The 14997-nt window shown below is 43.1% G+C and carries 8 protein-coding genes; all 8 read left to right on the plus strand.

The window, feature by feature from the left end; genetic code table 11:
- The first annotated feature begins 1 nt into the window (after nucleotide 1).
- Nucleotides 2-2833 (plus strand): PD-(D/E)XK nuclease family protein, encoded by a 2832-nt coding sequence (locus tag JMF85_RS11945; protein WP_201318254.1) that lies wholly within the window; start codon nucleotides 2-4, stop codon nucleotides 2831-2833.
- Nucleotides 2826-6131 (plus strand): UvrD-helicase domain-containing protein, encoded by a 3306-nt coding sequence (locus tag JMF85_RS11950; RefSeq protein WP_201318255.1) that lies wholly within the window; start codon nucleotides 2826-2828, stop codon nucleotides 6129-6131. The genes JMF85_RS11945 and JMF85_RS11950 overlap by 8 nt, the downstream gene beginning before the upstream one ends.
- A gap of 10 nt (nucleotides 6132-6141) precedes the next feature.
- Entirely contained in the window at nucleotides 6142-6405 is a 264-nt protein-coding gene (locus tag JMF85_RS11955; RefSeq protein ID WP_236595832.1) for a hypothetical protein, read from the plus strand.
- A 100-nt stretch (nucleotides 6406-6505) separates the two neighbouring features.
- Nucleotides 6506-8134 carry a hypothetical protein gene (locus tag JMF85_RS11960; protein ID WP_201318256.1) on the plus strand — a complete coding sequence of 543 codons (1629 nt, stop codon included), beginning with the start codon at nucleotides 6506-6508 and terminating at the stop codon, nucleotides 8132-8134.
- A 232-nt stretch (nucleotides 8135-8366) separates the two neighbouring features.
- On the plus strand, nucleotides 8367-11615 hold the full coding sequence (locus JMF85_RS11965; protein ID WP_201318257.1) for a helicase-related protein: 3249 nt from the start codon (nucleotides 8367-8369) through the stop codon (nucleotides 11613-11615).
- Between the two features lie 7 nt (nucleotides 11616-11622).
- Nucleotides 11623-12384 carry a DUF4391 domain-containing protein gene (locus JMF85_RS11970; RefSeq protein WP_201318258.1) on the plus strand — a complete coding sequence of 254 codons (762 nt, stop codon included), beginning with the start codon at nucleotides 11623-11625 and terminating at the stop codon, nucleotides 12382-12384.
- A complete protein-coding gene (locus tag JMF85_RS11975; RefSeq protein WP_201318259.1) occupies nucleotides 12385-14289 on the plus strand; it encodes a site-specific DNA-methyltransferase in 1905 nt (634 codons plus the stop codon).
- 12 nt (nucleotides 14290-14301) lie between these two features.
- On the plus strand, nucleotides 14302-14997 hold a 696-nt coding region (locus tag JMF85_RS11980; protein ID WP_201318260.1), incomplete at its 3' end, for a DEAD/DEAH box helicase family protein.

The following is a 14997-nucleotide window of genomic DNA, read 5'->3' on the forward strand; positions in this document are numbered from 1 at the left end:
TATGAATGTGGAGGTCCAAACGGTTCAATCCTTTGTAAGAAGTCAGGTTCAGTTCTCCCTGTATCAACAAGGGCTGACTTTAATCGGGGAACAGCGGTCCTTTTGGATTATCCATCATGTCATGGAACAAATGGCTTCCAAGCCGGATTCCTACATCGCGGTGGATCAAGTAAAGCCTGGTATTGCCATGCATGTTCACCAAGCCATTATGGATCTGCGCCGTGCCGGAGTGAGAGCGGGGGAGCTTCGAGACGACCACTTTATGAGCCAGCAAAAAGGCAGCTATGTCAGAAAGGTGCTGTCAGCGTATGAGCGCTTTCTGAATCAGCGGAGCTGGATCGATTTCCCCGGCCTTTTGTCGCATATACCAACCCAATTGCCGGAAAACGTGGAGCTTATTCTGCCAGACCCTATGCCGCTTTCACCGGTTTCCGCTCGAATGCTGGAGCGGTTGTCAAACGGACGGATGACGAGGATTATAGCGGTTTCTTCCTTCACTGACGTCCAATCCACAATGCCGTTCGGAAAGGTTCAGTTCTATCATGCGACCGGAAGGCTGGCGGAGGTTCGCGAAGCATTGAGACGCATTATTCAGGGCCGGATGCCATTGGATGAAGTGGAGATGATCGTACCGGATGAAGAATATGCGTTGGTTATTTCGACCATGTGTGCTTCTTTCGGTATTCCCTGTTCCTTTGCAGACGGGCTGCCTGTGATTACATCCGGAATGGGAAGAGCCGCACATTTTCTGCTGAACTGGTTGGAGTCCGGTTATCAGGTGCGGCAGCTCGTATTGATGCTGCAGCAGCAATTGATCACGTTCTCCGATCGTGACCAAGGAATAACGAATGCGGATTGTATTCGAGCCCTGGAGAAAAGCGGAATCGGCTGGGGGAAAGAACGGTATATCAAGTTGCTGGGGTCGGGGCATGTCCGGTCCCAAGGGGATTCAGATGAAAGACCCGAAGAACGGGAGCGGACGGAACAACAACAGCGGGATGACGACATCAAGAAGCATCTGACAAACCTCCTAGGAGAATTGTTTCCAGACGAAGCGGCGCTCTCCTCTCCTAAGGGAATCTGGGGATGGCTCGTTAACATCTTGGATCGATTTGGTGTATGCGGAACGGAAGAGGATGCGATCGTCCTGCAAGAAATGAAAGGTATCGCTAAAGAACTGCAGGAATGTCCTGTTCCGGACTCGATGCCGTTTCAGCAAATGTTCTTGTATGCCCGAGACATGCTGCAGGAACTTCGAGTCGGGGTGCAACGGTTACCCAAGCCCGGATTCCTGTACATATCGAGTTTGTCGAACGGGGGGATCAGCGGGAGAAAACATACGTTTCTTCTCGGGATGGATGAACAGTCGTGGTCCGGGAATATCAGGCAAAATCCCATGCTTCTCGATGAAGAGTGCAGACGGATCGGTGCCGGGCTTCAAACAGCCGTGCAGAGACAAAGAGATCGGCAACGCCTTCGTGATGGTCGGCTTGGGATGATAAGCGGCAATATCACATTTAGCTTCTCGTCGTATGACTTGGCAGAAGGAGCGACAGCAAGCCCGGCTTTTCAACTTCTACAGGTATTCCGAAAAGTATCCGGAGAAACGAATGCGGACTATGAGATGCTGCACCGAAGTTTAGGGGAACCGGTCGGGTATTTGGATGTAGAACAGCCTTCCAAAGCTCAACCAAATGGACTACCATTGGACAGTTCTCATTACGTTTTCGGGCATATCCATGCGAATGCAAGCCTTCAGAGGGACCGGCAAATCTTCATCGAATCGGTCTATCCTTCGCTTCGTCAAGGTAGACTTGCACTCGAGGCACGCGGCAGCTCGCAAGTTACGGAGCATGACGGATATATAGCGGGGGATGAATGGGCTGATTATTGGAGAGGCCAGGCCGAACGGACGCTTAGTGCAAGTCAATTGGAGAAGTACGCGGAATGTCCGATGCGGTATTTTTTCCAATATGTGTTGGAGATTCGCATGAAAGATCAGGTGACTTTTGATCGTACCTCCTGGCTGAAGCCGAATGAAAGAGGCTCGCTATTACACGAGGTTTATCGTCGTTATATGACAGAAATCAGCGCAAGTAATACCATGCCTATTACTCACGATCATGCTCGTTTGCTTCAGATCGCGGAGGAGACGATTCTCTTGTATGCTGAGCGGATACCGGCACCGAGCCCTCATGTGGTTGAGAAAGAGCGGAAATCGATGCTCCGGGATGTTGAAGTGTTCTATCGAATGGAAGTGCAAGAAGTGCAGGCTAAGACGACTCCCCGGTTTTTCGAACAAGAGCTCATCGTGGACGGCCAGCCGCTGCACCTTGAGCTTGGAGACGGCATGACCATTCTGTTGCGCGGGATCGTCGACCGGATTGATCAAATTGCACCGCATCAATATCGAATTATCGATTACAAGACCGGCAGCCCCCGCCCATACAAGGAAAATGGTATGTTCACCGGCGGCACGCAACTGCAACACGCGCTTTACACGTTGGGTACAGAGCTATGGATGCGGCAAACGGGTGTGGATTCAGAAGCAAAAGTGCTTGAAGCGGCTTACGTCTTTCCAAGCGAACGGGGGCACGGGCAAGTGATTGCGCGCTCGCAAACCGAACGTCATCGAGTCACCGAGGTGATCCGAGGAATCCTTTCGTCGATGGAACAGGGATTGTTTATTCCCGCTTCAAATCCTGGGGTCTGCAGATATTGCGATTTTGCGGCTGTATGCGGAGATCACGCAGAGATGATGGCCGATAAGCGAAAGGACGAAGTGAATTCGAAGCTACTGCACACGCTGCTGGAGGTGGAGAACATTGAATGAACCATCCGATCAACAAGCTAGAAAGAGGATATTGGAGGAGCTGAACACGACCTTTCTGGTAGAAGCCGGTGCAGGCTCGGGAAAGACAACCAGCTTGGTCGGCCGATTGCTGGCGCTCATCGAGACAGGAACGGCTAAGATGGAGCAGATTGCGGCGATCACCTTTACGAATAAAGCGGCGGATGAGATGAAGGAGCGTTTCCGTATTGCTTTGGAGCGGAAAGCGGCTGATGTTGAAGGCGAAACTAGAGAACGAATGGAAGAAGCTTTGGCCAATCTGGACCAAATCTTCATTGGAACGATCCATGCGTTCTGTTCCTCCATGCTTCGGGAGCGTCCGATCGAGGCCGGATTGGACCCTTCTTTCGAAGAAATGGATGATGAAATGAATCGTGCGTTCCACGATCAATGCTGGGACGAATATCTGATTCAGCTGCAGGAGGGAGATAGTGAGGCCCTTGCCTCCTTTGCCGAGGTGGACATCGACGTCAGCATCCTTAAGAATGTCTATGATCGGGTATCTATTTTTACGGACCTCCAAATCCCTTGCGAACCGGTTCATTGTCCTGATTTCAACCTAATCCGGCTCTCCCTGCTTCCCATGATCGAAGAAGCCAGCAGGTTTTTGCCGACAGCTGAACCGGAAAAAGGGTGGGATAATCTTCAGGCAAAACTGCGTACTGCTAATCGTATGCTTCGGTTGTCGGATGAGCAGGACGATATGTTGATGCTAACACTTGCGAAGATGTTTGACTTCAAACTGGATGTGAAGCAGTACAAATGGACGGATAAGAAGCAAGCCAAAGCCATATCCGAACGATTTCACGATTGGCAGATTACGGTCCTGTTCCCCTTTCTTCAATCGTGGCGGGAATATCTGTATCCGAAGGTCATTCAATTTGTCTTGCCTGCATTGGAGTATTGCAGAGAACGGCGATTGCAGGAAGGGAAGCTGAACTTTCAGGATCTTCTGATGAATGCCTGCCGTCTGCTGCGTGATTACCCGGAGGTTCGAGCGTTTTTCGCCGGCCGATATCAACGGCTTTTGGTCGACGAGTTTCAGGACACCGATCCGATCCAAGCGGAAATGATGTTTCTCTTAACGGGCGCCGGCGATGATCCGAATGAACGGAATTGGCGGAAGCTTACGCCAAAGCCCGGCTCCTTGTTCGTCGTGGGAGACCCGAAACAGTCCATCTATCGTTTCCGCCGCGCGGATATTTCCATTTATAACGAGGTTAAATCGCGGATTCAAGCATGTGGAGATGTGCTTCACTTGACCAGCAATTTCCGATCCGTCGATGCGATCGGCGATTTTGTGAACGGGCAATTTATCGGCAAGCTTCCCGTCCGGGAAACCGATGTTCAAGCGGCGTATGTCCGGATGGAAACGAATATACCGAATCCAAAGGGGAATAAGCGCGCGGATCACGGGGTTTATGCACTCACTTACCCGAAAATTCCCGGAGGCAAGGATGAAGTGGCGGCGGTTGACGCACAGCGTATTGCCGCATACATCGCGTGGGCTTGCCGCGACGGAAATTTGCTTATTCAGGAGCGGGATGGCGCATCCTGGGTGTTCAGAGAGGCACGGCCCAATGATTTTCTTATATTGACAAGGACAAGGCATTATTTGCATCTCTACGCAGAAGAATTGGAGAAGCGGGGCGTTGCTGCGGAAACGGTAGGAAGCTCCGCTCTATACCCCGAACTTCATACGCTGGGACAATTGGCCCTCTACCTGGCCGATCCATCCGATCAGGTGGCGATGCTGAGCGTATTGCGCGGACCTCTATTCGGTATTAGCGACAAGGAGCTGATGGCGCATCGTGCTCTAGGGAATGCGTGGTCGATCTATCGGCTGCCGGAGGAGTCAGCTGAACAGGGTAGTCAAGTTGTCGCTGCATGCCGTAAATTGCGGGAATATGCCGATTGGGTGAAAGAAATGCCTGCATGGTCAGCCTTGTATTGCATTCTGGAGGATACCGGTCTTTTGCCTTATTCCACGGTGCAAGAAGCAGGAGCAAATCGGTCTGGAACACTGCTTAAGATGTTGGAGCGATTGCAGCGTGACGCCATGCTCGCATCGGATTGGCATGAACTGGCGCATGCGATTTCGGCCATTCGGGAGAGCCAAGGGATGGAAACCGCCAGTCTCTACGCGGGCAAAGGGCAAGCGGTACGGATCATGAACGTGCATAAGGCGAAAGGGCTTGAAGCGCCAATCGTATTTCTAGCTTGTCCCTGTGGCGAAAAGGATCATAACGCTGACCAGTTTGTTGATCGTTCGGAGACAGAGGCCGCGGGCTATTTCCTGATCCAGCAATCGAAAGGGTTTCAGAAAGATACGATTGCCCAGCCGGTCGGCTGGGAAGCGATGAGAGTGCGGGAGCGAGCATTCATGCATGCGGAGCGGGATCGGCTTCTCTATGTCGCGGCGACACGAGCAAAACAAATGTTGGTTGTCAGCCTCTACCCTGAGCAGCGGGCCAAATGCCCGTGGAGCTCGCTAATGGAGGGGATGGAGCTTATCCGGGAACTAGATGTTCCGGAAGCGGATGTAGGGACAGATGAGTGTGATGAGGAAATGGAGCGAGATATCGCATCTTTTGATTTGGGGGCATACTTGGCTCAGAGGGAGCAGATGTTCTATCAGCTGCGCCAGCCTACTTACGCGGAAGCAACTGTTACCGGGTTGGCGAAGAACATGGGCGAAACACCGGAATGGTCAGCCAATGGGAGAGGTCAATCATTCGGTAGTGTAATCCACAAGGGACTTGAAGCTGTTGGGAAAGGTCTTCCGATGAACGAATTGCCTGTATACGTTCAATACCTCTGCCAGACCGAAGGAGTATCAGAGAAGGACGCGACTGATGCCCTGCCTGTTATTCATGAAATTCTAAACAGTGAACTCTGGCAGCGTAGTCTGAGAGCGAAGCGGCGATTGTTTGAAATCCCGATAATGATGGTTCAGAGCAATGGCAAGACAATGTCTTATCCCGCAACCGAGCAAACGTTGTCGGAAACAGCTGCCGTGGTATTGAAATATCAGACTGATAACGGTGGCCATATCTTGGTGAAGGGTATTATAGACTTCGCTTTTGAAGAAGAGGATGGCTGGGTGATCGTTGACTTTAAGACGGATCAATTAGCAGAAAACAATTTGCAGCAGTTTGTCCGTTTCTATTCGCCGCAAGTGCAGGCTTATGCCAAGGACTGGTCTGATACGTTTGGGTACAAAACGATGGAAGCGGGACTTTATTTTGTTAGTTTACAAAGATTTGTTTCTGTAAGGTAGGGGGGCTAACGTGTTAGATATCGAGACTGTTTGGGCAAATGTGTTAGCGCATGAAGGAGAAGTATTCCGCCAAATACGCGGCGGCGAATTTACATATCGAGTGAAGGGAAATATGATTTTTCCAGATAGGACGAATGTTCAGATTTCCAAAAATCTACTACAAGAAGCCTTAGCCTTCTTTCCGTTATCCAATACTACAAAAATTCAGCATTTAAGAGGACCATCCTATATTTACGCGATACTCATGGATAAGCGGATTCATCATAATCCATAACTTCTGAAGGGAAATTGCTCGAAAAGTCGAATTTATAATACTAACGGACTATTTGGGCATAAAATTACCAATACTAGATTTACTGGTGGAGAAGATACGAATGAACTATAGTACATTCCATGATCAATTTCATCAAAACTTTTTGAATCTGCAGGAATCATTTGAACAGATGGATTCCATATTCCGGGAAACAAACTCAGAAAATCAGCTTCTTTGGGATGTCATATGTGAGTATGGAAATAAGGACTTACTAAAGAAAATATTCGACCAAATGGTCAAACTATATCATAAGCAAAGCATTTCGGCTGTTTTAAACCGAACTCTCTTATTGCTCGAATCGAACAAACTAACACTTGTAATTGTAGGCTTTAGGCATTTACTTCACAATCCTTATCAAGATCAACTGACCGATGATTCCTTACAATCAATATTTAATGAAATTCTTAATCGGATTATGTATGTAGCAATACCAGAGGATGAGGAAGCTGATCAATTGTATGATGATGTATTTGATTTTATTAATGACGCAGCATTATCGAAGTTCCGTGAAACGGTTCACGAGTATCTGCATAGTAACTATCAGAAGCTATCTCAACTTGTTATTGATACGAATTCCCCGAATACGATCTTAGGATATATTCGATGTTTATTGTCATACGATCTTTATACTGGTTTACGGGCCGTCTTTGACATTCTTCTTGAGAAGGAATGGCCCTTTTTGGATTCTAACTTAGAAGAAGAACAATTTGCCCGGTTTTTGTGGTATGCACATTACCTTAATAAAGATGATTGGATGTTGGATGTTTCCAAGGAGAGTATACGATTTTTGACGGTTAGCGTTGTTCCGGAAATTTCCCTTTATCAAAAGTACTACGAAATAAAGAATGCCAAATCTCTTTCTGAAACGAGTATTGATGATTTTCTTGCATTATCAAATGCAGGGACATTATTCAATGCGACTGAAAAAGAGAAACTGTGGGAAGAAGTAAACAGATTCTTGCTATCTACTAGGGAAAAGGCAGTAGTTTCAGAAGTGAGAAATGAATGGCCTTTGGCGACGGAAATCTGGCAAGTAAAGAATGCGACTGAACAGTGCACAACATGTAGAGTCGGCGAATTAGGAAAGGACATTTTTATTGTAGAAGGAAAAACAAAGTCCGGTGAGGTTGCAAAAAGAGTTCAAGCAGAGTTAATGATCTGTAATGACTGTAATCGGATATACACCTACGATAATATGAAACAGAAGTTATATCGTAGATTAGATCCGTACAAGATAAACATTCAGCTTGATCCGATCGATTATCCGGTACATCGAACCAATAAAATGACTTCCGTCCCATCGATTTCAAATGCATCATTAGCTAGTACACCTTCGCATATATCTCAAACAACCGTTGAGTACTTTAAGTGGCCGAGTACGGAAGTAAGCGAATCTCAAGGCCACTCCGATTCACAGAGTAATTTTCGTGAGGAGACCGAACTGCATAGATTAGGGTACAAAATTACTGGATTAAATCGAAGCAAACGATGGGATATCTTAGTGCGAAAAGCAATACCTTCATTGCCGCTTAAAGAAATTGTTTATACCATCGCCCGAAATGTACGTTTAAAAAAGTCCCAATCCGGCGGCAAGACAAAGTATGCTTATGCTATCTCGGAATGGGAGCACGACTTGAAGCGGTTGAAAGAGGAGTATTATAAGCATAATTTTACTTGGCCACAGTACTAAAAGAGGATTGCTTTTTCACAAAATTCTCATAAATATTTCACGATGGAGAACAGAACATACATGATTTATGCCACTAGCAGTACAAGAGGATTCATCCGATAGGTACTTTGGATAATAGGATGCCACTACTTACGACGTGGTATACTTAGACCAAGATTATCATTATGTAACATATTTGAATTGTTGCTACTTAATATTCAGAAGTAATAAATCCTTCTTCAGGAGACCAGATATGCAACAGATATTAGATAACCGGACAAAAGGCGCGGTGGGGGAATATCTCAAGCGACAAATAACTAAAGATGCTAAGCTCTCTATCGTCTCAGCCTATTTTACTATTTTTGCTTTTGATGAACTTAAAGATCAACTCAGTAAGATCGAAAGCCTACGCTTTCTATTTAGTGAACCAACCTTTGTTCAAGACGACGATCAGCGGGAACATAAAGCATTTGAAATTCTAAAACATAAACGGGAAACAGCCATTTCTGAACTGGGAATGGAAATTCGTTTAAAAAACAATCTTTCTCAAAAAAGTATAGCGGCAGAATGTGCTGAATGGATAAAGAAAAAGGTAGAGATGCGGTCTCTAACCAAGAGTGATGCTGTTCAAGGTAATACATTTCTTGTAGCTAAGAAAAATGGTGAACACGCAGCTGTTGTAGGGAGTGCCGATTTCACAACCAATGGACTTGGTTATGGAAATAATACAAGCTTGGGTTTCAATATGGCTACGAATGATTCGAACGTTGTAAAGCAATTGCTTTCATCATTCGACGCGGTTTGGGATGATCCTGCTATGACCACGAATGTAAAGGATCAAATCTTGGATCAATTAATCAATTTATATATTGAAAACACACCTGAAATGATCTATATGGTTACGCTCTTTCATATCTTTCGATCATTTGCAGAAGAATCCGATGCCAATCGTCGGATTCAATCCGCCATAGGATTAGATAAAACGGTGATTTGGTCGAAGCTTTACCACTTCCAAAGAGATGCCGTCATTGGCGGTATTAACAAATTGGAACGATTCGGTGGTTGCATCATTGCAGACAGTGTTGGTTTAGGTAAGACATTTGAAGCTCTTGCAATTATTAAATATTACGAATTGCGAAACAGTCGTGTTCTTGTACTTGCACCCAAGAAATTACGAAGGAATTGGGAAGTTTACAAAGGTAATGACATCACCAATATTTTGGAGAAGGATCGATTAAGATACGATATTCTAAACCATACGGATCTGAGCCGACCATCTGGTAAATCAGGGGATATTACATTAGAGACCTTGAACTGGGGTAATTATGATCTTGTCGTAATTGATGAATCGCACAACTTTCGAAACAACGAACCTGCTAAAGGAAGAAAAACGCGATACGAGAAATTAATGCAAGATATCATCAAGTCAGGAGTAAAAACGAAAGTATTATTATTATCTGCAACGCCGGTTAATAATCGTTTGAATGATCTAAAAAATCAAATCGCTTTTATAACTGAGGGCGACGATGCTGCGCTGGCTAAGTCAGCTGGAATAAAAAGTATTTCCTCAACCTTAAACCAAGCACAGCGTAAATTTAATGCATGGTCGAAACTGAACGAATCCGAACGCAACCTAGAACGATTTCTTGATTCGCTGGGAATGGATTATTTCAATCTCTTGAACGCATTAACTATTGCACGAAGTCGTAAACACATTCAGAAATATTATAATGCAGAGGAGATCGGCGAGTTCCCTACACGCCTTGAGCCGAAGAATATTAAATCCGACATTGATTTACAGCAAGAGTTTCCACCATTAAAAGATATTAATAACACGATTCGTCGGTTGAAACTGGCTTTGTACTCTCCTTTAAGCTATGTACTACCAGAAAAGCGAAGTGAATACAGTCAGAAATATGACAAACAGGTTGGAGATGGAAAGAGCATCTTCAAACAAGTTGATCGGGAATCCAGTCTCATACATCTAATGCGTGTCAACTTATTGAAGCGGCTGGAGAGTTCTGTTCATTCCTTTGGCTTAACCGTAAATAAAATTATTACAGCTATTGATAGCATGCTTCATGCCATAGAACAAGGTCAGACTATGTTTGACCCTCAGTTGAATATTTCGGATTTGACTGAAGAAGGTTTATTAGAGGACCTTCTCATCGGGAATAAGGTCAAGGTATTAATTCAAGATCTGGATTTGATCAGGCTCAAACAGGATTTGAATGAAGATCGTGAGTATTTGCAATCTCTTTTATCCGCGGCTGAACAAATTGAACCTTCGAGAGATGCAAAACTTGAAGATTTGAAACGAATTATCCGTCAAAAGATTCAATCTCCTATCAATGAGGGGAATAAAAAGATCATTATTTTCACCGCATTTTCAGATACTGCTGAGTATTTATACGATAACTTGTCTCCTTGGATCAAGAAAGAGTACCAACTTGAATCCGCCTTGGTAACCGGGGATGGTCAGAAGACGACAATGAAAGGTATTAAGACGGAATTCAACTGGCTTCTGACTCATTTTTCGCCGAAATCAAAAGGATTATCTATGATCGATGCAAATGCTACAAAAGAAATTGATATTCTAATTGCAACAGACTGCATCTCCGAAGGACAAAACCTTCAGGATTGCGATTATTTAATAAATTATGATATACATTGGAACCCAGTTAGGATCATACAACGATTTGGTCGTATTGACCGTTTAGGCTCTGTTAACAAAGCGATCCAATTAGTTAATTTTTGGCCGAATGTGGCACTAGATGAATATATTCAGCTAGAAGCAAGAGTTAATAACCGGATGGTGATGCTGGATGTTTCCGCAACTGGTGAAGAAAACATTATTGTTGTCGAGGGTAAAGACAGCATGAATGATTTAGAGTACCGCCGTAAACAGCTTCAACAACTACAGAAAGAGGTTTTAGATATGGAGGAACTTTCCGGCGGAATCTCCATTACAGATTTGACATTGGATGATTTCAAAATGGATCTATCCAAATTTATTCAAGAGCATCCAAATAAATTGGAAAATATGCCTACAGGAATTCATGCTCTTGTACCTATACCCTACAAGTTGAATAAAGATGTTGTACCGGGAGTCATATTCTGCCTCAAACAAACGACAAACTTGAAGAAGAATACTCAATCATCAGGAATATTTCCATATTTTCTGGTCTATGTGTCAGATCTAGGAGACATCCGATTAACCCATTCCTCAGCGAAAGCGATACTGGACTTATACAAAGGACTGTGTAACGGAGAAAAGCAGTTGTATCAAGAGCTTTGTGATTTATTCAATAAAGAAACCAACGATGGTTCGCAAATGGATTTTTATACCGAACTTTTGGAACAGGCAGTTTCAAGTATCATCGGAGTAACGGAGGAAAAAGGTATTCAATCTTTATTTTCACTTGGGGGAACCTCAGTTTTGAAAGATAAAATCAATGGTTTGGACGATTTTGAACTGATATCATTCCTTATTGTAAAGTAGGTGTCTCATGCAGAAGAACATTGAAAATTGGATATCGATCCCAAAGTCAGGACAGATAAATCGGCGTATTCCAAAGAATATGTTCTATGAGCAACCTGAATTTAACAATAGAGACAAGCAACTATTCGTCGATTATCTGGATTCGATTAGAATCGTTGGGATTCTTAATCAAGACGTGATTTCCACTCAACCATTTGTTTCTGACGAATTGAATTATACGGATATATCGATCCTACTCGTTCAATTAAAAAATCTGGATAAATGTAAGCCGATTGCAAAATTGATTCATGAGACTATTCCTTACCCTGCTTTGATTTTCCTTTATGAGGAAAATGAAATCATCGTTTCAACAGCAATGAAACGAATTCATCAAATAAAGAAAGACAAAGCAATTGTTGACGAAGTCGCTTTCTCGCACAAGCTTAACTTAACAGAGCTTCGAGAGCCTGATTTAGCATTTGTGGAAAAGCTTCATCTTGCGACTCTTCCCTACTCTAACTTTTATAGACTATTCCAAGAGCTGCACAATCGAGTGCAAATAACGAATACCATTGATGTTCTAGGGATCTATCCATCAAAACTTGATTCGATTCCTTCAATCCAAGAATGGTTGAAAAGAATCGAAGATGTATCAGAGGAAATAAAAAGATTGAATAACCAAATGAATAAGGAAAAGAATTTTGGTAAGAAAATGGACATTCATGTTAAGATAAAAATGCTAGAAAAGCGATTAACAGATGCGATGGAAAAATTGAGTGAGGTGTGTTAAATGCAAGTGTTGGATGGAAAATCAAAGGATCTAGTTGCCGAAAATGTTCAAGAATTGAAGAAGATCTTCCCGGAGATATTCACCGAAGGAAAAATTGATATAGAGAAGTTGCTGCTGGTGCTTGGAGAGAATATCGAAAAGTCGCAGGAACGGTATGAACTTACTTGGAATGGTAAGACGCAAGCCATCAAACTTGCACAAAAACAATCAACTGGAACACTGCGCCCAGCCAAGGAAGAAAGCAAAAATTGGGACACAACAAAGAATTTATATATTGAGGGTGATAACCTCGAAGTCCTTCGTCTGCTTCAGAAGGCGTATCATAAGAAAGTAAAAATGATTTACATTGATCCACCGTATAACACAGGCAATGATTTTGTATATAAAGATGATTTTCGGGATAATATCAAAAATTACAAAGAAGTGACAGGTCAAGCGATGAGATCGAATGCTGAAACATCGGGAAGGTATCATACGGATTGGCTGAATATGATGTACCCGAGATTAAAACTTGCCAAAAATTTTTTGAGAGATGACGGCGTGATTTTTGTTTCGATTGACGAGCATGAAATAGCAAATTTAAGACCTCTTCTTTCAGAAATATTTGGTGAAGAGAACTGGATTGCAGATCTTGTTTGGCAAGGAAGCTCAAAGAACGACGAACAATTCTTCGCAATATGTCACGAGTATATTCTTGTATATGCGAAAAACAGAGATTCTCTCGGAATGAATGGTAAATGGGAAGAACCCAAAGAAGGTATATCAGATATTTACGAAGCTTTTGAACAAATTAAAATAAGGTATCCAAATGATTATGAGAAACAAACTTTAGAATTGAAAGCATGGTATTCCTCATTATCAAATGATCATCCTGCCAAAGAACATTCCCATTATAGTTGGGTAGACCATAGAGGGATATATTTCCCAGATAATTTGTCTGGCCCAAGATTTGGACAGTACCGCTATGATGTTATTCATCCAAAAACCGGAAGGGTTTGCAAAGAGCCTTCACGAGGATGGGTGTATCCAGAAAAAATAATGAAAGAGAAAATTGCTGAAGAATTGGTTCATTTTGGGGTAGATGAAACTACTGTTCCATGCCGGAAAACTTATCTTAAAGATCATGAGACAATGAGACCTCGCACTGTCATATATAAAGATGGTAGAGCGGCCTCTGGAGTGGTATCAAATTTATTTGGTGCGCCTAAAATATTCCCGAATCCTAAGGATCACGAAGTCCTAAGTAAATTAATAGAAATGGCAACTGGAGATGATGACATAATTATGGATTTTTTTGCTGGCTCTTGTTCAACGGCACATGCTATTTTTCAACTTAATTCAAATGGTGGAAATAGGAAAATGATTCTTGTTCAACTTCCTGAACCTACGTCTGAAGACTCTGAAGCGTATCAAGCCGGTTATTCGAACATCTGCGAAATCGGTAAGGAGCGCATCCGCCGCGCAGGAGAAAAAATAGTATCCGATACCGGAAAAACAGATCTAGACATCGGTTTTAAAGTGTTCAAACTTGATTCTTCCAACTTAAAGGCTTGGGATTCCGAAACTGACGATATCATTGGAGATATTTTAGATTTAGCCAACCCGATTAAGGAAGATAGATCTCAAGAGGATGTCCTATACGAGATTATGTTAAAGTATGGTATCGATCTTACTATGCCAATAGATGAAATCCAAATAAAAGGAATAAAAGTGGCTTCTGTAGGGTTGGGGTATATGCTGGTTTGTCTTGAGAACAACCTCACGCTTGACGTTATTGAAGAGATCGCAAAGATGAAACCGAGCCGAGCAGTATTTAGTGACTCAGGCTTTCAAGATGATAATGTGAAAACAAATGCGATTCAGATATTGAAAAAGTACGGTGTCGAAGATTTCCGGGCTATATAATGAGGTGAATCGATGAAGATCAAATTTGATGCAGACCAGCAATATCAAAAGGAAGCTATTCATTCCATTGTGGATCTTTTTGAAGGCCAACCAGTTAAATCATCTAATTTCACTGTCTCTTTAGAAAATCAGGTTATTATTGGGGAAACTAACTTAGGATTTGCCAATAAGTTAGAATTGCTGGATGATGAAATCATGCAAAATGTTCAAAAAGTTCAATTGAGAAATTCGCTACCAAAGAGCACAGTTAAAAAAGATAATGGTGCATTTAACTTTACAATTGAGATGGAAACCGGTACGGGTAAAACTTATGTATATCTCCGTACAATTTATGAATTAAACAAACGCTACGGATTTAGCAAATTTATTATCGTTGTACCGAGTGTAGCCATTCGAGAAGGTGTATTTAAATCTCTTCAGATAACTGAGGAACATTTTAAAACTCTTTATGAAAATCAGAATTGTGACTATTTCATTTATGATTCATCTAAACTTGGTCAATTGCGAACCTTTGCAACAAGCTCTGACATTCAAATCATGATTATCAATATCGATGCTTTCCGTAAAAGCTTTAATGATCCTGAGAAACAGGATAAAGCCAACATTATTCATCGAGACAATGATAAAATGAGCGGTCGTAAACCGATTGAATTCATCAGTCAAACTAATCCGATTGTCATTATCGACGAGCCTCAAAGCGTTGATACT

This window comes from Paenibacillus sp. EPM92, assembly GCF_016586185.1.
Lineage (GTDB): Bacteria > Bacillota > Bacilli > Paenibacillales > NBRC-103111 > Paenibacillus_G > Paenibacillus_G validus.

What these genes read in the sequence shown, in the direction of transcription:
- JMF85_RS11960 (WP_201318256.1), top strand. Translation starts at nt 6,506, where the DNA reads ATGAACTATAGTACATTCCATGATCAATTTCATCAAAACTTTTTGAAT.
- JMF85_RS11965 (WP_201318257.1), top strand. Translation starts at nt 8,367, where the DNA reads ATGCAACAGATATTAGATAACCGGACAAAAGGCGCGGTGGGGGAATAT.
- JMF85_RS11970 (WP_201318258.1), top strand. Translation starts at nt 11,623, where the DNA reads ATGCAGAAGAACATTGAAAATTGGATATCGATCCCAAAGTCAGGACAG.
- JMF85_RS11975 (WP_201318259.1), top strand. Translation starts at nt 12,385, where the DNA reads ATGCAAGTGTTGGATGGAAAATCAAAGGATCTAGTTGCCGAAAATGTT.
- JMF85_RS11945 (WP_201318254.1), top strand. Translation starts at nt 2, where the DNA reads ATGAATGTGGAGGTCCAAACGGTTCAATCCTTTGTAAGAAGTCAGGTT.